Annotated in this window: 22 protein-coding genes and 1 other annotated feature; of the genes, 20 read left to right on the forward strand and 2 right to left on the reverse strand. The window is 30.4% G+C overall.

Features of this window, described 5'->3' with window-relative positions:
* Positions 1-64 precede the first annotated feature (64 nt).
* From CLOTH_RS08565 to CLOTH_RS08575, 4 genes are all read left to right on the forward strand, one after another.
* A complete protein-coding gene (locus CLOTH_RS08565) occupies positions 65-259 on the forward strand; it encodes a hypothetical protein (RefSeq protein ID WP_079413120.1) in 195 nt (64 codons plus the stop codon).
* 97 nt (positions 260-356) lie between these two features.
* Positions 357-527, forward strand: coding sequence for a hypothetical protein (locus CLOTH_RS10625; RefSeq protein WP_158080497.1), 171 nt, complete (start codon positions 357-359; stop codon positions 525-527).
* Between the two features lie 104 nt (positions 528-631).
* Positions 632-820, forward strand: coding sequence for a hypothetical protein (locus CLOTH_RS08570; RefSeq protein WP_079413122.1), 189 nt, complete (start codon positions 632-634; stop codon positions 818-820).
* 11 nt (positions 821-831) lie between these two features.
* Positions 832-1,011, forward strand: coding sequence for a hypothetical protein (locus CLOTH_RS08575; RefSeq protein ID WP_079413124.1), 180 nt, complete (start codon positions 832-834; stop codon positions 1,009-1,011).
* A gap of 13 nt (positions 1,012-1,024) precedes the next feature.
* On the opposite strand, the gene CLOTH_RS08580 is transcribed toward CLOTH_RS08575, so the two are convergent.
* On the reverse strand, positions 1,025-1,732 hold the full coding sequence (locus CLOTH_RS08580; protein WP_331722068.1) for a zinc dependent phospholipase C family protein: 708 nt from the start codon (positions 1,730-1,732) through the stop codon (positions 1,025-1,027).
* 143 nt (positions 1,733-1,875) lie between these two features.
* Positions 1,876-2,074 (forward strand) — a binding site (T-box leader).
* Between the two features lie 51 nt (positions 2,075-2,125).
* On the opposite strand from CLOTH_RS08580, the gene metG reads away from it, so the two are divergent.
* The 11 genes from metG (at position 2,126) to CLOTH_RS08635 (ending at position 15,377) form a co-directional block, all read left to right on the forward strand.
* A complete protein-coding gene (gene metG, locus CLOTH_RS08585) occupies positions 2,126-4,063 on the forward strand; it encodes a methionine--tRNA ligase (RefSeq protein WP_079413128.1) in 1,938 nt (645 codons plus the stop codon).
* A 10-nt stretch (positions 4,064-4,073) separates the two neighbouring features.
* Positions 4,074-4,841 carry a TatD family hydrolase gene (locus CLOTH_RS08590; RefSeq protein ID WP_079413130.1) on the forward strand — a complete coding sequence of 256 codons (768 nt, stop codon included), beginning with the start codon at positions 4,074-4,076 and terminating at the stop codon, positions 4,839-4,841.
* A 241-nt stretch (positions 4,842-5,082) separates the two neighbouring features.
* Positions 5,083-6,081 carry a 3D domain-containing protein gene (locus tag CLOTH_RS08595; RefSeq protein ID WP_079413132.1) on the forward strand — a complete coding sequence of 333 codons (999 nt, stop codon included), beginning with the start codon at positions 5,083-5,085 and terminating at the stop codon, positions 6,079-6,081.
* A 55-nt stretch (positions 6,082-6,136) separates the two neighbouring features.
* Positions 6,137-6,673: a ribonuclease M5 gene (gene rnmV / locus CLOTH_RS08600; protein WP_079413134.1), complete on the forward strand. Its 537-nt coding sequence runs from the start codon at positions 6,137-6,139 to the stop codon at positions 6,671-6,673.
* A gap of 10 nt (positions 6,674-6,683) precedes the next feature.
* Complete coding sequence (rsmA, locus tag CLOTH_RS08605) at positions 6,684-7,556, forward strand: 16S rRNA (adenine(1518)-N(6)/adenine(1519)-N(6))-dimethyltransferase RsmA (protein ID WP_079413136.1); 873 nt, start codon at positions 6,684-6,686, stop codon at positions 7,554-7,556.
* A 66-nt stretch (positions 7,557-7,622) separates the two neighbouring features.
* Entirely contained in the window at positions 7,623-8,732 is a 1,110-nt protein-coding gene (locus CLOTH_RS08610) for an AAA family ATPase (RefSeq protein ID WP_079413138.1), read from the forward strand.
* A gap of 93 nt (positions 8,733-8,825) precedes the next feature.
* Positions 8,826-10,388, forward strand: a complete 1,563-nt coding sequence (locus CLOTH_RS08615; RefSeq protein ID WP_079413140.1) for a PAS domain-containing sensor histidine kinase — start codon at positions 8,826-8,828, stop codon at positions 10,386-10,388.
* 91 nt (positions 10,389-10,479) lie between these two features.
* Positions 10,480-11,595 carry a M20/M25/M40 family metallo-hydrolase gene (locus tag CLOTH_RS08620; RefSeq protein ID WP_079413142.1) on the forward strand — a complete coding sequence of 372 codons (1,116 nt, stop codon included), beginning with the start codon at positions 10,480-10,482 and terminating at the stop codon, positions 11,593-11,595.
* A 185-nt stretch (positions 11,596-11,780) separates the two neighbouring features.
* On the forward strand, positions 11,781-12,674 hold the full coding sequence (locus tag CLOTH_RS08625; protein ID WP_079413144.1) for a cation diffusion facilitator family transporter: 894 nt from the start codon (positions 11,781-11,783) through the stop codon (positions 12,672-12,674).
* A 95-nt stretch (positions 12,675-12,769) separates the two neighbouring features.
* Positions 12,770-14,230 (forward strand): aminotransferase class I/II-fold pyridoxal phosphate-dependent enzyme, encoded by a 1,461-nt coding sequence (locus tag CLOTH_RS08630; protein WP_331722069.1) that lies wholly within the window; start codon positions 12,770-12,772, stop codon positions 14,228-14,230.
* Positions 14,231-14,300: 70 nt separating this feature from the next.
* Positions 14,301-15,377, forward strand: coding sequence for a hypothetical protein (locus CLOTH_RS08635; RefSeq protein ID WP_079413146.1), 1,077 nt, complete (start codon positions 14,301-14,303; stop codon positions 15,375-15,377).
* 11 nt (positions 15,378-15,388) lie between these two features.
* Here the strand turns inward: CLOTH_RS08635 and murC are convergent, their stop codons facing one another.
* A complete protein-coding gene (murC, locus tag CLOTH_RS08640; RefSeq protein ID WP_079413148.1) occupies positions 15,389-16,747 on the reverse strand; it encodes a UDP-N-acetylmuramate--L-alanine ligase in 1,359 nt (452 codons plus the stop codon).
* 165 nt (positions 16,748-16,912) lie between these two features.
* On the opposite strand from murC, the gene purR reads away from it, so the two are divergent.
* From purR to pth, 5 genes are all read left to right on the forward strand, one after another.
* Positions 16,913-17,737 (forward strand): pur operon repressor, encoded by an 825-nt coding sequence (gene purR / locus CLOTH_RS08645; RefSeq protein WP_079413150.1) that lies wholly within the window; start codon positions 16,913-16,915, stop codon positions 17,735-17,737.
* Between the two features lie 75 nt (positions 17,738-17,812).
* The gene (gene spoVG / locus CLOTH_RS08650) at positions 17,813-18,091 is read left to right on the forward strand and encodes a septation regulator SpoVG (protein ID WP_079413152.1); all 279 of its coding nucleotides are present in this window, start codon (positions 17,813-17,815) and stop codon (positions 18,089-18,091) included.
* Between the two features lie 110 nt (positions 18,092-18,201).
* Complete coding sequence (gene glmU, locus CLOTH_RS08655) at positions 18,202-19,557, forward strand: bifunctional UDP-N-acetylglucosamine diphosphorylase/glucosamine-1-phosphate N-acetyltransferase GlmU (RefSeq protein WP_079413154.1); 1,356 nt, start codon at positions 18,202-18,204, stop codon at positions 19,555-19,557.
* 24 nt (positions 19,558-19,581) lie between these two features.
* Positions 19,582-20,529: a ribose-phosphate diphosphokinase gene (locus CLOTH_RS08660; protein WP_079413156.1), complete on the forward strand. Its 948-nt coding sequence runs from the start codon at positions 19,582-19,584 to the stop codon at positions 20,527-20,529.
* A 193-nt stretch (positions 20,530-20,722) separates the two neighbouring features.
* On the forward strand, positions 20,723-21,283 hold the full coding sequence (pth, locus tag CLOTH_RS08665; protein WP_079413158.1) for an aminoacyl-tRNA hydrolase: 561 nt from the start codon (positions 20,723-20,725) through the stop codon (positions 21,281-21,283).
* The last annotated feature ends 12 nt before the right edge of the window (positions 21,284-21,295 follow it).

Here is a 21,295-nt window from a genome sequence, read left to right on the forward strand (position 1 = left end):
ATTTTTGGTGCATATAAATATAAAAAAATCAAAATTCAGAAAATTATCTGATGGGGGGATATATATGAAAAATAATATAGTTAAAGCTTACGCTGTTGAGGCTATGAATTATTTATTAAATATGGGAATAATCCAAACTGATGAAAGAGAAATGGCTATGACTTCACTAGCTTTTGAAATAGATTCCCTTATGAAAAGATTTGATGAAGAAGAAATATTAGAAGGAAAGGTATATAAAAGCTTAGAACTTATAAAATAGATATCCAATAAAATACACTTTATCCATATCTTCTATAGAATTGATATTAAAAATACTGAAATAATAAATATGATAATAAAAAGAAAGAGGGATGGATATGGATACAAAGGATAAAAAAATCCCAAAGGAAGCTAAAAATATAGATTTGAAGGCAGAAATGGGAGAAGACTTTGGTATAAATGAAAAAGATATTTTTTCCTACAGAGAAAACAACAAACAAAATGGAAACTTCTACAAACAAGGCGTGACAGAGAGAATGGGAAAGTAGGCAAAGGGAAAACCTTTGCCTATTATTATGTAAAATTTACATAGAATTTAATTTCATTTTCTTCAAAAAATAAAAGCGAAAATGATAAAAAGGAGTGAATTAAATTGGCAAAGAAAAATAAAAATAAACAAACAAGAATAGAAAAAGTAGCTAGATTAAGAAGCAATGAAAGAAATTTAGAGTTTGCTAAAGAGCTTGGATCTTACAATATAGATATGGACGAAGGAGTTATAAAACACGGAAAACAAAAAGGAAAAAAAGTAATATCCGCAAGTAAACAATACGAAAAATAAGGAGAATATATATGTCAAAGCATAAGGAAAACCAAAAGAAAGTAGCAGAGGTTAAGAGAGCTTCAAAGAAGCTCAATGTAGAGGTAGGACAAGAATCTGGAGTTAATGAGTTTGGAGTTGAAGTAACATATAGAAGAAATGGAAAACAAAGAGGAAAGTTTTATCCAAAACAAAGTCCAAATAAAGGATAAATAAAAAAACTCCCTAGTGGAGTTTTTTCTTTATATCTTTAAAAAACATAATCATAGCTCCTGCAGAAGTTCTCTGTGCTAGAGGAATGCCACATCTAGATATTCTATAAAATCTTTCATTATCTTCTTTTATGTGCTTGAATTTACGGTATATCTTCATAGCAACCCTAGCGTTAAATCTGATATATTCATCAACTGTATCCAAAATATAAGCACTTTCTTCACACTTAAAATCACTTATATATCTATAAGTTCTCTTAACAAAAGTTTCGTATTGTTTGTGATTGTCCAAAAGTTTAATATTAGCATGTTGTGGTATAGTCATATCCTGAATTATATGAATACACGCTCCTAAATAAAACATAGAATTATATTCATCATTTATATTCCAAAACTTAATAGCACTATTATAATAATCCTGTGCTAAATGCATTGCATTATTACCACCGTAAAGCCCCTTTTTAGTTTTGGTGCTATAAAAATGACCATTACTCTTAAAGTCTTGATCTGCCCAAACAGCTCCATCGTTAATAGGAACTATATACTTTACAAAAAAATTAAATTCTTCCATTCTCTTATCATTTTTTAGAATTTTTATGGCCTGAACATTTATGAATTTGTGAACTTTGCAATGAGTATTTATAACTCTTTTTTTAAGTGGATTTATTGCAGCAAAAGATAATTGCAAAGCCCTAGAATACGTTCTTTCAATAAATCTCACAATATCACCTGCCTAATGAATAAATTATACATTTATTATCTGTAGTTTAATATATAATAGACATGGAAATTTTAATAAGTAATGCTTGACATAATAGGAATAATTATATAGAATTTTGCTTAAAATATGTATAAGTTCATAATATAAAGGCATTGAAAGGAAGAGTAGATAAAGTTTTCTTCTAACAGAGAGCTAGATTAGGTGAAAGCTAGCGTTGAAAGTTTTATCGAAGATGGCCCTTGAGCTTTTCATCTGAAATTAAGTAAGATGAAACGTAAAGACGCGTTATAGTCTACTAGAGTAAAAACTAGGGTGGTACCGTGAGATAACCTCGCCCCTACACAGGGGGCGAGGTTTTTTGATTGCAAAATATAAATTGAAGGAGGAATAAAAATGGGAAACAAGAGCTTTTATGTAACAACTCCTATCTATTATCCAAGTGGAAAATTACACATAGGACATACATACACAACAGTAGCAGCAGACGCTATAGCTAGATTCAAAAGATTTACAGGTTACGACGTGAAATTTCTAACTGGAACTGACGAGCATGGAGAAAAGATACAAAAAACAGCAATAGAGAAGGGGTTATCTCCTAAAGAATATTTAGACGATATAATAGAAGATATAAAAAAACTATGGAAAACAATGGATATATCTTACGATGACTTTATAAGAACTACTGAAGATAGACACAAAAAAATAGTTCAAAAGATATTCACTACTTTATATGAAAAAGGAGATATATACAAAAGTGAATATGAAGGATGGTACTGTACTCCTTGCGAAAGCTTTTGGACTGAAACTCAGCTTCTAGAAGGAAATAAATGTCCTGATTGCAAAAGAGAAGCTAAAATAGCAAAAGAAGAAGCATACTTTTTTAAGCTATCGAAATATCAAGACGCTTTAATAAAGCATTTCGAAGAAAACCCAATGTTTTGTTATCCGGAAAGCAGAAAAAATGAAATGCTAAATAACTTTCTAAAAGCAGGGCTTGAAGATCTTTGTGTTTCACGTACAACTTTCGATTGGGGAATTAAAGTTCCATTTGATGAAAGACACGTTATATACGTTTGGTTTGATGCGGTTTGCAACTATATAACTGGACTTGGATATCTAAGTGAAGACGATGCGGACTACAAAAAGTTCTGGCCAGCAGATGTTCATATAGTAGGAAAAGAAATAGTTAGATTCCACAGTATAATATGGCCAGCTATACTTATGGCTCTTGATGTAGAACTTCCAAAGCAAATATTTGGACATGGGTGGATATTATTTGCAGATGACAAAATGTCAAAATCAAAAGGAAATATAGTATATCCAGAGCCGCTTATAGAAAGATATGGAATAGATGCACTAAAATATTTCTTACTTAGAGAATTTACTTTTGGCCAAGATGGAAGCTACACTAATAGAAACTTCCTAAATAGAATAAATTCAAATCTATGTAATGACTTAGGAAACCTAGTAAGTAGAACTGTGGCTATGGTTGAAAAATATAGAGATGGAAAAATACCTTCTTCAAAAGTATTTGAAGGGGTACACACAGAAATTAAAGAAGTAGCACTTAGTGTGTATTCAAAAGTAGAAGATAACATGAACAAACTAAATTTCAGTGAAGCACTAGAGGAAATATGGAAACTTATAAGGAGAAGTAACAAATATATAGATGAAACTATGCCTTGGGCTATAGCTAAAGATGAAAACAAAGCCGATGAACTAGATACTGTTCTTTACAATCTTTGTGAAAGTATAAGAATAGTTGCAGTTGCACTTACTCCTTTCATGGAATTAACCTCTAAAAATATATACACTCAGCTTGGAATAAGCGAAGATAAAGAAATATTAACTTGGGAAAGTATACAAGTGTTTGGAAAAATAAAGAAAGATACTATTGTTAAAAAAGGAGAAGCTTTATTCCCAAGAATAGATATAGAGAAAGAACTTGAGGAGATGGAAAAAATGTTTGAAACTAAAGAGGAAGTAAAGCCGCTAGAGCATAAAGAGGAAATAACTATAGATGAATTTGATAAAGCAGAGCTTAGAGTTGGAAAAATATTAAAAGCAGAAAAACATCCTAAGGCAGATAAGCTATTAGTATTTGAAGTTGAGCTTGGAAGTGAGAAAAGACAAATAGTTTCTGGAATAGCAAAATACTATAAACCAGAAGAATTAATAGGAAAAAGTGTTATAGTTGTTTGCAACTTAAAGCCTGTTAAATTAAGGGGAGTAGAGTCTCAAGGAATGATATTAGCTGCAGCTACTGACGATGATGAAAAACTTGTACTTCCAACAGTTGAGAATATGCCTTCAGGAGTTATAGTTCGTTAGAGGTGAAAAAATGTTATTTGATAGTCACGCACATTTAGATGATGAAAGATTCGATGAAGATAGAGATGAAGTAATAAAAAGACTTGTCAACGAAAAAATAGAATATGTACTAAATGCAGGAGCTGATATACCTTCGTCATTAAGGAGTATAGAGCTTTCTAAAAAGTACGATTTTATATATGCATCTGTGGGGGTACACCCTCACGATGCAAAAGATATAAATGAAGATACTATAAATTTACTTAGAGAACTTTCTAAAAATGAAAAAGTAGTAGCTATAGGAGAGATAGGGCTTGATTATTATTACGACAATTCTCCTAGAGATATTCAAAAGAAATGGTTCAAAAGACAAATAGAATTAGCAAATGAACTTAAATTACCTATAATAGTTCACGATAGAGATGCACACAAAGATACTATGGATATAATAAAAAATACTAAAAGTGAAGACATAGGTTGCGTTTTACACTGTTATTCAGGAAGTGCAGATCTTGCAAAAGAATATGTAAAAATGGGTTGCTTTATATCTATTGCAGGACCTGCAACTTTTAAGAATAATGTAAAAACGACACAGGTAATAAAAGAAATACCACTAGAATATCTACTTATAGAAACGGACTCCCCATATTTATCTCCACATCCTCATAGAGGAAAGAGAAATGACCCATCTTACGTAAGATATGTGGCAGAAAAAATAGCAATAGAAAAAGGTATTTCGTACGAGAAAGTATGTAAAACAACAACAGAAAATGCAAAGAGATTTTTTGGTATAAAATAAAGGAGCGAACTTTTGCTCCTTTATTTTTTTGGTATAAATACTAAAAATGGTTAATATCTTTAAGGATAGTAAAAAATTCTAATAAGTACACATAATTACCATTGTATATGGACACAATATGAATAAATACCAAATTAATGCACAGAAGGCACTAGGAATTTGACAATAATCAAAAAATCGTTTAGAATGGATAAAGGCTTCTTAAGGGAGGGTCTTTTTCCATGAAAAGGAGGGATCTAGTATGAGCCTAAAGACAAAGAAAATTTATATACTTATAATTTCTGTATGTTTAATATTAGGTACAACAGGTATATATCAAGCTTTAAATAAAAAACTAAGTATAAAATTAGAAGATGAAACAATAGCAGTTAGTACATTTGCTAGTACTGTAAGAGAAGTTTTAGAAGAAAATGATATACAAATTAGTAGTAATGACAAAGTCCTCCCTGATATGGACACAAAGTTGAAAGACGGCATGGAAATATTAATAAAGAAGGCCTTCAATGTAGCTTTGTTGGTAGATGGTAAAGAAAGAACCATAATTAGTACAGGGGAAAGTGTAAGAGATTTATTAAAAGAAGAAAATATAGAGCTTTCAGAGCTTGATAAAGTATTTCCTTCTTTAGATCACAAACTAAAGCCAAATGATGAAATCAAAATAGTAAGAGTTACAGAAACAATAGTAACAGAAAGCAAAAGCATACCATTTGTAGTAAATACTATTTATGATGACAATCTAGAAATAGGTAAAGTAGTAAACGTTCAAAAAGGATCTGAAGGAAAGAAAGAATTATCATATAAAATAATTGAGGAAGATGGAAAAGAAGTACAGAGAATATTAGTATCAGAAAATGTAGTTAAAGAGCCACAGAATGAAGTTATTAAAAAGGGATCAAAAAACTTTATAATAACGTCAAGGGGAGAGAGAAGAACATTCACAAAATCTATGGTAGTAAGTGCTAGTGCATACACAGCAGGATATGAAAGTACAGGAAAAACCCCTTGCCACCCTCAATATGGAATAACTAGCATGGGAACAAGGGTAAGACATGGAGTTATAGCTGTAGACCCGAAAGTTATACCACTTGGAAGTAGTGTATATATAGAGTCTATGGGTATATATAGAGCAGAAGACACTGGTGGAGCTATAAAAGGAAATAAGATAGATATATATATGGACGATTTATCTAGAGCTAGAAAATTTGGTAGAAGAAACCTTAAAATATATGTGTTAAAATAATTATTGCGGCACCCTTTGGGTGTCGCATTAAGTTTTGTATGTAAGGTGTGATAATATGATAAAAGAGGTAATAGTTGTAGAGGGAAGAGATGATATAACAGCTGTAAAAAGAGCTGTAGATGCGGAAGTTTTGGCAACTGGTGGTTTTGGATTTCAAAAAAATGTTATTCAAAAGATAAGAGAAGCTCAAAGAAGAAGAGGAGTTATAATATTTACTGATCCTGATTATGCAGGAGAAAAAATAAGAAAAATAATATCAAGAGAAGTAAGTGGCTGCAAACACGCATTTTTACCTAGAGAAGAAGCCACAAAAGATGGTGATATAGGAATAGAAAATGCATCGCCTCAAAGTATAATAGATGCACTTTCTAAAGTTAGAAGTGAAAGTATAGAAAGAAGAATTGAATTTACTCAAACAGACCTTATAAAAAATAATCTTATAGGAGGAGAATCTTCTTCAGTAAGGCGAGATAAGCTAGGTAAAATATTAGGTATAGGATATGGAAATGCAAAGCAATTTCTAAATAGGCTTAATAATTACGGAGTAAGCAGAAAAGAATTTGAAGATGGCATAAAAAATATTGACAAATAGGAGTGAAAAGATGGAAAGACTTTCTACACCAAAAGCTACAAAAGAAATAGTTGAAAAATATGGATTTAAGTTTTCTAAATCTTTAGGACAGAACTTTCTTATAAATTCTAATATAATAGATAAAATAGTAGATGGTGCACAAATAAGTCCAGGAGATTATGTTATAGAAGTAGGACCTGGTATAGGAACACTAACAAGGGAAATGGCAAGTATTGCAAAGAAGGTAGTAGCTGTAGAAATAGATAAGACATTACTTCCTATATTAGATGAAACTTTAAAAGACAGCCCAAATGTAGAAGTTGTTAATGAGGATATACTAAAGTGTGATATACAAAAACTTGTAGATGAAAAGCTAGAAGGTGGACCTGTTAAGTTAGTTGCAAACCTTCCATACTACATAACAACTCCAATAGTTATGAAATTTCTAGAGGAAAATATTCCTGTTACACATATAGTAGTTATGGTTCAAAAAGAAGTTGCTGACAGAATGAAAGCAGTTCCATCTACTAAAGATTATGGATCTTTATCTGTAGCAGTTCAGTATTATTCAGATGTTGACATAGTAACTACTGTCCCAAGAAGCATGTTTATGCCACAACCTAACGTAGAATCTACAGTTATAAGGCTAAAAAGTCATAAAGAGCCTAAGTACAATGTGAATGATAAGGATTTATTTTTCAGGGTAGTCAAAGCTTCTTTCTCAAAAAGAAGAAAAACTATCCTAAATGCACTAAGCACATACGGATTAGAATTTAGCAAAGATGATATAAAAGAAAGCTTAAAAGAGGCTAATATAGAGGAAAATAGAAGAGGAGAAACTCTTAGTATAGAAGAATTCGTAAAACTAGCCAATGTAATGAGTCAAAAAAGTACTTCTAAATAATGAGGTACTTTTTTTGCATCCTCCATCATATATGTTAATATAGATTTACTTAAGGGGGGGATAGGTTTGAGAAAATCCTACAAAAGGGACTACATAACATTAGATTGCAAAGATGTATCCTTTAGATCAAGAGGAAGATCAAAGCCATCAGGATATGTACAGTTAGAAGTTAAAGATAACAAATCTTCAGTAATGGTTTTTGTTGAGGGTATCAAATATACAAGCGAAGGCTATAGAGTTATAATGATAGACGATGAACTAAATACAAGAGATATAGGAAGAGTTCTTGTGAGTGAAAGAGTAGGCAGAGGGGAGTTAAGAGTAAGTTTTGATAATCAAGATTTAGATATAAAATGTATAGCCATAACTTACAATGAAGAGATACCGTTAATTGGATTTAAAGGTCAGAAAATAGAAAACTATGAAGAGTTATTGTTTAGAAAGTATGAAGAAGTAGAAGATAGTGATGAAGAAACAGATTATAGAGAAGAAATAAAAGATGATGAAAAGCTAGTAGAAAGCATTAATGAAGATATTGAAGAGGTAGTAGAAGAAAGTGAAGATTTGATAGAAAATGTTGAAGAAGAAAATATTGAAGAGTTAATAGTAGAGCGTGAAGAAGTAGAAAGTAGTGAGGAGAGGGAGAACCCTCAAAAAAAAAAGGAAGATCTCGAAGAAAAAGAAAAAGAGAAAAAAGAAGACGCTCCTAAGATATCTTTTGAGGAATATAAAGAAAAAGAGCGAGTAGTTGAGGAAAAAACATATTTAGTTCCAAGAAGACTAAAGAAAATACTAAAAAGATATAAAGAAGTTAAGCCTGTTACAGATGATGTAGACAATATTAGATGGTGGAAAATAGATATAAATCCTATGAGCATGGTTGGATATGATATGCCACACCTAGGATATATGTATTATATAAATTATACAGCATATTCAGATATAGGTTTCTTAGCATATAAATACAGACACTATATATTCGGCATAAATTATGATGAAGATGGTCAAAGAAGATACTATGTATATGGTATTCCAGGAAGAAGACATGAACAACCAGATGGTGGTGAAACAGGATTTACTCACTTTATTGGATGCAAAGATAAAGAAGATGACTATGGATACTGGGTTTGCCATATAGATTGTAAAAGCAGATTAATAGCTATGCCACAAGAATAGGGGATACCCTATTCTTGCATTTTTTGAATAAAATGGTATAATTAAAACTTAGGGGTAAATTTTAAAAGTAAGATTATGTGAAGGAAGAGATTAATGAGATACTTTATAAAAAACTATAAAAAGTTTTATATACCATTAGTAATGATTGCATTATTTAGTATATTATCTTACTATATGTTATTTCAAAGTATTATAGGAACTAGAAATGCAATAATAGAATCTAATGAAGAAAGATCACGTATGGTTAGGTATCAAGTTGAGGAGTACCTAGACGAAAAGCATAGATTGCTCGCAAGTATAGATGAAATAATATCATCTATGCAGATGTTAGGTTATAACTACAATGAAATAGAATTAATAATAAAGGATATGATATCAAATTATAAAGATATAAATGCTATATCTATAACGGATACATACGGAAATATAACAAGATTTATAACAAATAAAGAAGAATTTAATCCATCAGATTATATAGGACTAAATGTATCTCATAGAGAATATTTTAAGGGTGGCAGAATCGGGAAAAAAACAACATTTAAACTAGTAAAAGATATGATATCCGATAAAGAGATACTCATAATATCAAAGCCTTATTACAGTAAGGAAGGAAGATTTCAGGGAACTATAACATTTTCAGTAAATAGAAATTCATTAATACAAATGCTTCAAAAATATAATGTAGACAATAAAGATTATGTTGTTCTTTTAAATCAAGACTCTCATATTTTGTATCATCCAAAACTTCAAGAAGCAAGAAAATCGGTAAGCAATAGTAATTTCTTAGATAGAGTGTTAAGAGAAATAAAAAGAGAAAACAGCGGAACTATAGATTTAAGATCAAAGTTAGATGAGCAGTATAAAGTAATTTCATACACTCCTATTAGAAATACCGACTGGGGAGTTTTATCTGTAAAGCACATATCTAGAGTATACACTCCTTTAATAAAGCAGTTCATAATAAATTTCAATATGATGATCGTTGTAGGACTACTCTTATATTTAATCCTAAGAACTTATCTATTGGAAATGAAAAGAGAAGAGGACTTTCTTATTTATAACATGGAAAGAATGGACATGCTAGGGCAAATATCAGCAGGTATAGCACATGAAATAAGAAACCCACTATCTAGTATAAAGGGCTATATACAACTAGAGCATCTAAAAAATCCTACAGAACTTTCGAAGATATCTTTAATAGATCTAAAAAGAATAGAAGAAAGTTTAAATCAGTTTCTAAATCTTGCAAAGCCACTAGATAGCACCAATAATGAATTTTATCCAAGTGATATAGTTAAGGAGACACAAACAATACTAGAAGCTATAGGTCTTTTAAATGACTTGAATATAGAATATGAAGTAGAAGAAATTGACTTTAAGATCGACTTTCCTAAGGATTATTTGAGATTTATAATACTTAATTTAATACAGAAAATATCTAATCAGCTTCAAAAAGGAGAAACTCTAAGAATTGTATCCCAAAAAGGTGAGAAAAGCATTATATACAAAATTGAAAGCGATGGAATTGGAAAAATAAAAAATGATAGCTTAACACTTCAAACAAGCAAAAAAATAATAGAGTCAAAAGGTGGAAAGTTATATGTAGATAATAAAGGCTATCAAAAAATAACGATAATTATACCATATAACAAATAAAATGTATAGATAGTTTTATTGTGTAAAAATGTAGTATAATGTAATAAATAAGAGAAAACGTATTCATCAATAAAATAAATGGAGGTTTGTTATGGTAAATAGAGACAGAATAATAAACGAATTTGTAGAGCTTGTAAAAATAGACAGCCCATCTTCTAAAGAAGCTAAAGTTGCTCAAGTTCTAATCAAAAAGCTTGAAGAATTAGGATTTGAAGTTGTTGTAGATGATGCAGGAGTTAAAGCTGGTGGAGAAATAGGAAATGTTATAGGAACATTAAAAGGAACAAAGCCAGGAAAGAAAATAATATTCAGTGCTCACATGGATACAGTAAGCCCTGGAGAAGGAATAAAGCCAATAGTAGATGAAGAAAATGGAATAATAAAAAGTGATGAAACAACAGTATTAGGGGCAGATGATAAAGGAGGAATAGCTGCTATACTTGAAGGAGTAAGAGTTCTTAAAGAAAATAACATAGAGCATCCAGATTTCCAAGTTGTATTTAGTATATGGGAAGAAGGAGGATTATTCGGAGCTAAATACATGGATTACTCTAAAATAAATGCTGAGTATGCATTTGTATTAGATAGTGGTGGATCTCCTGGGGAAATAATAGTTAAAGGACCTGCTCAAGATAAAATAGACGTTAAGATAACAGGTAAACCAGCTCACGCAGGAGTAGCTCCAGAAGAAGGAATAAGTGCTATAATGGTAGCGGCAAGAGCTATAGAAAATATGAAGCTTCTTAGAATAGATGAAGATACAACAGCTAATATAGGGATAGTTAAGGGAGGTATAGCAACTAATATAGTTATGCCAGAGCTTGAAATAAAAGCTGAGTCTAGAAGCTTAGTTGATGAAAAATTAGATAAGCAAACAGCTCATATGGTAGAAGTATTCAAGAAAGCTGCACAAGATTTTGGAGCACAAATAGATATAAATGTTGAAAGAATGTACGGAGCATTCAATATATCTGAAGATGATGAAATAGTAAGCATGACTAAAAAAGCATTTGAAAATATGGGAGTAACTCCATATATAACTTCAACTGGTGGAGGAAGTGACACTAACATATTAAATGCAAACGGAATAAAAGCTGTAAATCTTGGAATTGGTATGAAAAAACCACATACACTACAAGAATATATAGCTATAGAAGATTTAGTAAAATCTGCACAAATGGTTTATGAAATAATAAAACAAGCATAGTTTAAATAGTAAATGGGCATATATCCTTTAGGATATATGCCTATATTTATTGATATTAAATATCAAATAAAAATGAAAGGTCATACCAAATAATAAGTAAAACCATTGAAAATACTAGCTTGCAATAATTAGCGCACAGTAGTATAATCTAAATCATATTGCTAATTGATAAAGGAGATGAAAAAATGGACGATAGACTAAATGAGTCTACAAATGTAACTATAAAGTCAATAGTTATAAATATAGTATTATCAATATCTAAAATAGGAGCAGGTGTATTTGGAAATTCAAATGCAATGGTAGCAGATGGTATTCACTCAGCATCAGATATAGTAACATCAATTGGAGTATTACTAGGAAATATAATAGCTAGGAAACCTAATGATGAAGATCACAACTATGGACACGAAAAAGCAGAAACATTAGTTGCATTTGTTTTGTCCTTAATATTAATTTACGTAGGATTTAAGATAGGATCAAGTTCATTTAAGCTTATATTTAATTTAAATGATATAAAAACTCCTACAATCCTTCCTATAATTGCTGCAATAGTTTCTATATTACTTAAAGAATATCAATTTTATATCACTATAAAAGTTGCAAATAAAATAAACTCACCTTCTCTTAAAGCAGATGCTTGGCATCACAGATCAGATTCACTATCATCAATAGGAGCACTTTTAGGAATAATAGGTAGTAGATTAGGATTTAAGATATTAGATCCAATAGCTGGAGTTTTGGTATCTATTTTGGTTATTAAAGTTGGAATAGATATACTAAAGACATCAGCAAATGAACTATTAGATTACTCTATAAATAAAGATGAAGAAGAAAAAATAAGAAATATAATAATTTCTGTTGAAGGAGTAAATCATATAACTAGCTTTAAAAGTAGAAAGCACGGGCCGTATGTTTATATAGATCTTGCAATTTGCGTAGATCCTAACATAACTGTATATAAAGGTCACGAAATAGCACACAATGTTGAAGATAAGATTAAGGAGAGTATTGACAACATAAAAGGAATAGCTGTTCATATTGATGCTTGTACTATGAGATATAATGAAAAAAAATATTGATTTTTGTATGAAAATATTATAAATTATAATATGTTGGTTTCTAAAAAAAGCCTTCAAAGTTTATAAATATGAAACGAAGGAGATGAGAGCATAAGTTGAAAAGATTAGATCAAACTATGACACCTCTTTTTACAGCACTTAAGGATTATCATAGCAAAAATGTTATTCCTTTTGATGTTCCTGGACATAAACACGGAGTAGGTCTTAGAGAGCTTGCAGATTTTATAGGAGATAGAGTTTTAGAAGTTGACGTAAACTCAATGAAATGCTTAGATAATTTATCTAACCCTATAGGGGTTATAGCAGAAGCTGAAGAACTTGCAGCTGATGCATATTGGGCAGATTACGCTTATTTTATGGTAAATGGAACTACTGCAGCTGTTCAAGCTATGATAATGAGTGTATGTGAACCTGGAGATAAAATAATTCTTCCAAGGAATGCTCACAAATCAGCTACATCAGCTATAATATTAAGTGGTGCAATTCCAGTTTATATACAGCCAGAGATAAATGAAGAACTTGGAATAGCGATGGGAGTTTCTATACAAGAAATAGAAAGAGCTATAGGAAAGCACCCAGACGCTAAAGCTATATTTCTTATAAACCCAACTTATTACGGAGCTATTTCTGATCTTGCGGGTATAGTAAAGATTGCTCACAGAAATGGTATTGCAGTTTTAGTTGATGAAGCACATGGAGCACATATGCACTTTCATCCTGAACTTCCTGAATCTGCAATGTCAGTAGGAGCTGATATGGCTGCTGTAAGTATGCACAAGACAGGAGGATCATTAACTCAAAGTTCTGTGCTTTTAGTAAGAGATGGAATAGTTGATGCAAAGCAAGTTAGAACTACAATAAATCTAACTCAAACAACATCAGCATCTTATCTTCTTATGACATCACTAGATGTTGCTAGAAAGCAGCTTGCTACAAATGGTCAAGAAATGATTGAGAATGTATTAACTTTAGTAAGAGATGCTAGAGATAAAATAAATAAAATAGATGGTCTTTATGCTTTTGGAAAAGAGCTTATAGATACTCCAGGAGTATATGACTTTGACGAAACAAAGCTTGGAATAAATGTAAGAAAGCTAGGTCTTACAGGATATGAAGTTTACGATATATTAAGAGATGAGTACAATATCCAAATGGAACTTGGAGATAATTATAACGTGCTTGCAATAGTAAGTCTTGGAGACACTAAAGAAAATTTAGATAAATTAGTAGATGCACTTTACGATATATCTATAAAACATAGAAGAGATGAAGAAATAAAACTTAAAAAGAGCATACTAAAAAATCCAGATTTAATAGTAGCACCAAGAGATGCATTTTATTCAACTAAGCATTCTATATTACTTGAAGATGCTGTAGGAGAAATAAGTGGAGAGTCTGTTATGGTTTATCCTCTAGGAATACCAATTATAGTTCCAGGTGAGAAGATAACAAAGGATATAGTTGAATATATCAAATTTCTAAAAGAAGAAGAAGTTGTACTTCAAGGAACACAAGACCCATATGTAGATTATATAAATGTATTAGGTATTGAATAAGAATTTCACATTGTGAAATTCTTTTTTCATTATGTAAATCTATGATATAATTTATACAAGAGGTGATTGTATGTATAAGAAATTAATAATAGCATGCATAATAATATTTGTACTTGTATTTGCTATAACTTTTTCTCTTACTTATATAAAAACAAAAGAAGAAGCACAAGATACCAAATCTACTATAGCTTCTAGAATGAAGGATGTTCCACTAATAAACTTGCTAAAAGACGAAGTAGACATAAAGGTAAGTGGCAACAGACTTGAGGATATGAGTCTTAATGAAGATATAATATCTGAACTAAATTATTACATAGAAAAAATGAAAAAATTAGACGATAAGGTAACTGTTCAAAGTATAATAAAAGGTGAGGGAGAAAAAGTAAAATTCACTACAGACTACAAAAATATGAAAATAGAAAAATCAGGAAAAGAAGAATATTACGAAATACCAAGTCAGTACAGCAATGAATTAGAGCAGCTATTTGAAAGAGGAATGTTCACATCTTTTGATATAACTCAAAACAATAAGATATGGAATAAGGTTGAAATTGAAGATGAATACTCTAAACAAAAGAAAGAATTACAAAAATCGAAATTCAAAGAATTTAGTGATAATACAAAGCTTGTAGCATATACAAAAGAACACAAAATAGTTTCAAGTAACAATGCTAATGATAACTTTTATATAACAATAGGAACTAGAGATAATGAAATATATTTACAGCTAATGGGTAGAAGTGTATTAGGGGTTTATTATAAAGCTCATAGATCTTATTATCAAATACAAGAAGATTTATATGACTATCTATCACAAATGATGAGAAATACTAAACCTTCACAAACCAAACAAGATCAAAGTAATTATGACTGGGTTGAGGAAATAGAAATAAAAGATATAGTAAACAATATAAACTCAGTAGTAAAAGGAAAAGATGCAAAGGATCTTGTAGACTTTTTATTTAATAAGCATACAGTAGAAGGAACATTAGGACAGTTTGAGGAAAAAAGATATGAACTTACTTTAAAAGGAAAAGGAAGAACTCAAAATATAATTGCTTATGAGAACAATATACAATTAAATGGAAAAGTATATCAGGTTAAGAGCGTAGATATAATAATAAGTGCTTATGCAAACACTCCATAAAAAAGGGATGCCTAATTGGCATCCTTTAATATTTTCTCTCCTATTAAATATACATTTCCAGCTCCTACAGTAAGAACAATATCATTTTCATTAATATTTTTTAGAATATAAGAAGAAATATCATCAAAATTGCTCATATAAATAGCATTAATTCCATTTTCTTTTAGCTTATTTACAAGATCTTTAGAATGTATACTTCCGTCATCCTTTTCTCTTGCAGCATATATATCTGTTATTATTACTTTTGTAGCATCATTAAATGAAGAAGCAAATTCATTTAAAAGAGTTCTTGTTCTAGTATATGTGTGAGGCTGAAATATACAATATAAATTACCTTTACAAATATTTTTAGTAGCAGCTAATGTAGCTTTAACTTCTGTTGGGTGGTGGGCGTAATCATCTATTATTATAGCACCATTTACTTCACCTTTTTTTTGAAATCTTCTTTCAACACCTTTATACTTAGATATATTTTCTCTTATATTATCAATATCAATTCCAGAAACCAAAGCACAAGAAATAGCAGCAGTAGCGTTGTATATATTGTGAAGTCCAGGTATTGAAAGTGAGAATACTCCAAGATCTTCATTATTAAAGCTTAAAGAGAATATTCCACATCCCATATGATCAAATGATACATTCTTTATAATCATATCGTTATCATCATTTCTTCCATATTTTATGATATTAGCTTTAACATCTTTTGTAATGTCAAAAGTGTTTTCGTCATCTCCATTTATTATAAAGTACCCATCGTTAGGAATTAACTTTCCAAAGTTATTGAAAGATTTTTTTATATCATCAATTCCACTAAAGTAATCTAAATGGTCTTCATCAACATTTAAAACAACACCTATATTAGGATAGAATTTCAAGAAACTATCTACATATTCACAAGCTTCTGTTATAAAATTTTCAGAATTTCCTATTCTAACATTTCCATTTATCTCGCTTAAATTTCCGCCAACCAATATAGTAGGATCTTTATGAGCATATGTAAATAATAAAGAAGTCATAGAAGTTGTGCTAGTTTTTCCATGAGTTCCAGCTATAGCTATAGCATTTTCATAGTCTTTCATAAGTTCTCCTAAAAATGTAGCTCTTTCAAGAGTTTTTATATTTTTTTTCTTGCAGGCTACAAGTTCTTCATTATCACTTTTAACAGCAGCAGTATAAACGGCAAGATCTATATTATCAGATATATTATCTTCCCTATGCCCTATATATATATTTGCACCTAACTTTTCAAGTTTTTCAGTTATATTTGAAGATTGAGCGTCAGAGCCAGATACAGAATATCCTTTGTTAATACATATTTGAGCTAAGGCACTCATACTTATTCCGCCTATTCCTATAAAATGTATATGCATTTTAAAATCATCTCTCCTTACATTAAGAATAATATGTTATAATATCATAAAGTTTATATTTAACATTATACTCTTATATTAATATGAATAAAATATAAATTATATTATAACACATAGGAAATCATATTCAATTTTAAATATATAACCGTTTCGGGAGGATAGAACATGAAATTTAAAAGAAACGAAAGAATAGGAGCTATAGTTAAAATACTATCAGACAATCCAAATAAGGTTTTTACTCTTAGTTACTTTACTGACAAATTTAATGCAGCTAAATCTACAATAAGTGAAGATGTTTTAGTAGTGAAAAATGTATTTGAAAAGATGAATTTAGGACAAGTAATAACAATAGCAGGAGCGGCCGGAGGAGTAAAGTACATTCCTAAAATATCTAAAACAGACAACATAAAATTCTTAGAGTCACTTTGTGATAAGTTAAATGATAATTCAAGACTGCTTCCAGGAGGATTTTTGTATATAATAGACCTTATATACAATCCTCAAATAGCAGCCAAAATAGGAAAGATATTCGCATCTTATATAGACTATAAAGATGCAGACTATGTAGTTACGATAGAAACAAAAGGTATACCTATGGCACTTATGACTGCAAATGCTATGAATCTACCACTTGTAATAATAAGAAAAGACTCTAAAGTATCAGAAGGATCTGCACTTAGCATAACTTATATGTCAGAAAGTTCAAAGAGAGTACAAATGCTATCACTTCCAAGAAAAGCATTGAAAGAAAACAGTAAAGTTATACTTATAGATGACTTTATGAGAGGTGGAGGAACTTTCAAAGCAATGGAAGATTTGATGAATGAATTTAATGCCAAAGTTATCGGCAAAGGCGTATTCATATCAATGGCAGAACCTAAAGAAAAGCAAGTTAGCGACTATGTATCGTTAGTAGACTTCAAAATGATAGGGGAAGAAATGCAAATAACTCCAAATAGTGATTTTGTGATACAAAATTCAGAAAATTAAAGAGGAATTTAGAACTAGATGTAGAATATAAAAATAGGAAAGTATTCTAAATTAGCTCAAAGGGGAGTGGGGAATTTGCAAATTACAGACATAAGAGTGAGAAAAATAACTGACGAAGGCAGAATGAAGGGAATAGTTTCGGTAACTTTTAACGACCTATTTGTAGTCCATGATATAAAGATAATTGAGGGACAAAATGGTCTATTCATAGCAATGCCAAGCAGAAAAGTAGCTGAAGGAGAGTTTAGAGATATAGCTCATCCTATAAATTCACAAATGAGAGAATTACTTGAAAAAGAAGTAATATCTGCATATGAAGAAGCTTTAAATAATGTAGAAGTTACAGCAGTATAAAAAGAGCCCGCCACGGCTCTTTTTCATTTTTTGTGTAACTTTAAATTGTATACAATTTCGTCGAAAAATGTTATACTATATAAGGAATTTATATATATAGAGGTGAAAATATGAGTATAAAATCTATAATACTTGCCGCAGGACAAGGAACTAGAATGAAATCTAAAATTCCTAAAGTTTTACATAAAGTATGTGGCAAGGAAATGGTAAATCACGTTATAGATGTAGCAAAAGATGCAGGAGTAAATGAAAATATAGTTGTTATAGGACATGGTGGAGATAAAGTTAAGGAAAACATACCAAATGAAGTAAAAATAGCAATTCAAGAAAAGCAACTAGGAACAGGACATGCTGTTTTGATGGCAAAAGAATATATAGATGACAACTCTTTAATAGTAGTATTATGTGGTGATACACCATTAATCAAAAGCGAAACACTAAATAATCTATTTAACTACCACAAAGAAAATGGATACAAAGCAACAGTACTTACAACAAAAATAGATAATCCAACAGGATACGGAAGAATAATAAGAGATAGTGACAATAACTTACTTAAGATAGTTGAACAAAAAGATGCAAATGAAGAAGAAAAGAAAGTAAATGAAATAAATTCTGGTATATACTCATTTGATGGAAAAGCTTTACTTCAAAGTCTATCTAAGCTTTCTAATAACAATGCACAAGGAGAATATTACCTTACAGATGTTATAGAGATACTAAGAAATGATGGATACAAAGTAGGAGCATATATGGGATCTACTATAGAGGAGCTTATGGGGGTTAACTCAAGAGTAGATTTATCTAAAGCAGAAAAAGTGATGAGAAGAAGAATAAATGAATACCACATGTCAAATGGAGTTACTATAATAGATCCAGAAAATACTTATATAGAATCTGATGTAAAAATAGGAATGGACACAACTATATACCCTGGTGCAGTAATATGCTCAAAAACAAGCATAGGAGAGGACTGTATTATAGGTCAAAATAGTAGAATAGAAAATTCAGATATAGGAAACAATGTTGAAGTTCAGATATCAACAATAATAGATAGTAAAGTAGGAGATAATAGCACTATAGGTCCTTACGCTTATTTAAGACCAAATAGCGATATAGGAAAGAATGTTAAAATAGGAGACTTTGTTGAAGTGAAAAATTCAACAATAGGAGATAACTCAAAGGCATCACATCTTTCTTATATAGGCGATGCACAAGTTGGTAAGAATGTAAATATTGGATGTGGAGTAGTTTTTGTAAACTACGATGGAAAAAACAAGCACAAAACAGTAATAGAAGATGATGCATTTATTGGGTGTAATGCAAATTTAGTATCCCCAGTTAAAATACATGAAAAATCATATATAGCAGCAGGGTCTACTATAACAGAAGATGTTCCAAAGGAAAGCCTTGCTATAGCTAGACAAAGACAAACTGTAAAAGAAGGTTGGGTAAACAAAAAATAATTTAATAGCTTGGAGGGTATGTAGATGAATACTAGTGGTTCTGAAATCAAAATATTTTCAGGAAATGCAAATCCAAATCTTGCAAAGAAGATAGCAGATGCTCTTAATGTTCCTTTAGGAAATGCAGATGTAGGTACTTTCAGTGATGGAGAAATTACAGTTAACATAAATGAAACTGTAAGAGGAACAGATGTGTTTGTAATTCAATCAACAAGTAACCCAGTGAACAATAATTTAATGGAACTTCTTATAATGATTGATGCACTAAAAAGAGCCTCAGCTGGTAGAATAACAGCAGTTATACCATACTATGGATATGCAAGACAAGATAGAAAAGCAAAAGCAAGAGATCCGATAACAGCAAAATTAGTTGCTGATATAATAACAGCGGCAGGAGCAGACAGAGTTTTAACAATGGATCTTCACGCAGCTCAAATACAAGGATATTTCAACATACCTGTTGATCACCTTTTAGGAGTACCTATACTAGCTAAATACTTCAAAGACAAACAAATAGAAGATTTAGTAGTTGTATCTCCAGACCTTGGAAGTGTTACAAGAGCTAGAAATTTCGCAAACCACTTAGATGCTCCGATAGCAATAATAGATAAAAGAAGACCTAAGGCAAATGTATCAGAAGTTATGAACATAATAGGAGATATAGAAGGTAAGAATGTAATACTAATAGATGATATGATAGATACAGCAGGAACAATAGCAAATGCAGCAAATGCACTTAAAGAATACGGGGCAAAAGATGTATATGCTTGCTGTACTCACCCAGTTTTATCAGGACCTGCAATAGAAAGGATACAAAATTCATCTATAAAAGAACTTATAGTACTTGATACAATAGAATTACCAGAAGAAAAGAAAATAGAAAAAATAAAAATACAATCAGTAGCTCCTATATTTGCTGAAGCAATAAATAAAATATTTACAAATGAATCAGTAAGTTTACTATTTAACTAGAAGATGGCTAAGCCATCTTTTTTTTATGATGAATAGGAAATTATAAACTTTTTGAATTGTGGATAATTTATAATTTCCGTTATGTATTTCAAAAAAGTCTACCTTTTAAAATCTTCAAAGAAAGACTTTTTTATTTATGATAAATATACAAATATGATATAATAGTTCTAACTGTCTTTAAGGAGGTTTAAATATGTATGTAGTAGTTGGACTGGGAAATCCAGGTAAAGAATATGAAAACACTAGACATAATGTAGGATTTAACGTAATAGATATATTAGGAGAAAGAAATAATATAGAAATAAAAAAAATAAAGCATAAAGCAATGATAGGAGAAGGAAGAATAGGAAATGAAAAGGTTTTATTAGTAAAACCTTTGACATATATGAACCTAAGTGGAGAAAGCCTTTTAGAAATATACAAATACTATAAAGTAGATAACGAAAGAATAATAGTGATATACGACGATATAGACCTTGATATAGGCAAAATAAGAATAAGAAAAAAAGGTGGTCCAGGAACTCACAATGGTATGAGATCTATAATAGGAAAGCTTCAGTTTGAGAATTTTCCAAGAGTTAGAATAGGTGTGGGCAAACCTTTTAAAGGACAAGATCTAGCTTCATTCGTCCTTTCAAGATTCTCAAAAGAAGAAACACATGATTTAAATGAAGCTCTAAACAAAAGTGCATTATCTATAGAAAGCATAATAAATGAAAGTATAGACACAGCCATGAACAAATTTAATGGTTAGAAAAGGTGATAA

Source organism: Alkalithermobacter paradoxus, assembly GCA_002029295.1.
GTDB lineage: Bacteria > Bacillota > Clostridia > Peptostreptococcales > Peptostreptococcaceae > Alkalithermobacter > Alkalithermobacter paradoxus.

What these genes read in the sequence shown, in the direction of transcription:
- rnmV (WP_079413134.1), top strand. Translation starts at nt 6,137, where the DNA reads ATGATAAAAGAGGTAATAGTTGTAGAGGGAAGAGATGATATAACAGCT.
- pth (WP_079413158.1), top strand. Translation starts at nt 20,723, where the DNA reads ATGTATGTAGTAGTTGGACTGGGAAATCCAGGTAAAGAATATGAAAAC.
- metG (WP_079413128.1), top strand. Translation starts at nt 2,126, where the DNA reads ATGGGAAACAAGAGCTTTTATGTAACAACTCCTATCTATTATCCAAGT.
- CLOTH_RS10625 (WP_158080497.1), top strand. Translation starts at nt 357, where the DNA reads ATGGATACAAAGGATAAAAAAATCCCAAAGGAAGCTAAAAATATAGAT.
- murC (WP_079413148.1), bottom strand. Translation starts at nt 16,747, where the DNA reads ATGCATATACATTTTATAGGAATAGGCGGAATAAGTATGAGTGCCTTA.
- glmU (WP_079413154.1), top strand. Translation starts at nt 18,202, where the DNA reads ATGAGTATAAAATCTATAATACTTGCCGCAGGACAAGGAACTAGAATG.
- CLOTH_RS08620 (WP_079413142.1), top strand. Translation starts at nt 10,480, where the DNA reads ATGGTAAATAGAGACAGAATAATAAACGAATTTGTAGAGCTTGTAAAA.
- CLOTH_RS08625 (WP_079413144.1), top strand. Translation starts at nt 11,781, where the DNA reads ATGGACGATAGACTAAATGAGTCTACAAATGTAACTATAAAGTCAATA.
- CLOTH_RS08615 (WP_079413140.1), top strand. Translation starts at nt 8,826, where the DNA reads ATGAGATACTTTATAAAAAACTATAAAAAGTTTTATATACCATTAGTA.
- purR (WP_079413150.1), top strand. Translation starts at nt 16,913, where the DNA reads ATGAAATTTAAAAGAAACGAAAGAATAGGAGCTATAGTTAAAATACTA.
- CLOTH_RS08635 (WP_079413146.1), top strand. Translation starts at nt 14,301, where the DNA reads ATGTATAAGAAATTAATAATAGCATGCATAATAATATTTGTACTTGTA.
- CLOTH_RS08575 (WP_079413124.1), top strand. Translation starts at nt 832, where the DNA reads ATGTCAAAGCATAAGGAAAACCAAAAGAAAGTAGCAGAGGTTAAGAGA.
- CLOTH_RS08565 (WP_079413120.1), top strand. Translation starts at nt 65, where the DNA reads ATGAAAAATAATATAGTTAAAGCTTACGCTGTTGAGGCTATGAATTAT.
- CLOTH_RS08595 (WP_079413132.1), top strand. Translation starts at nt 5,083, where the DNA reads ATGAGCCTAAAGACAAAGAAAATTTATATACTTATAATTTCTGTATGT.
- rsmA (WP_079413136.1), top strand. Translation starts at nt 6,684, where the DNA reads ATGGAAAGACTTTCTACACCAAAAGCTACAAAAGAAATAGTTGAAAAA.
- CLOTH_RS08660 (WP_079413156.1), top strand. Translation starts at nt 19,582, where the DNA reads ATGAATACTAGTGGTTCTGAAATCAAAATATTTTCAGGAAATGCAAAT.
- CLOTH_RS08590 (WP_079413130.1), top strand. Translation starts at nt 4,074, where the DNA reads ATGTTATTTGATAGTCACGCACATTTAGATGATGAAAGATTCGATGAA.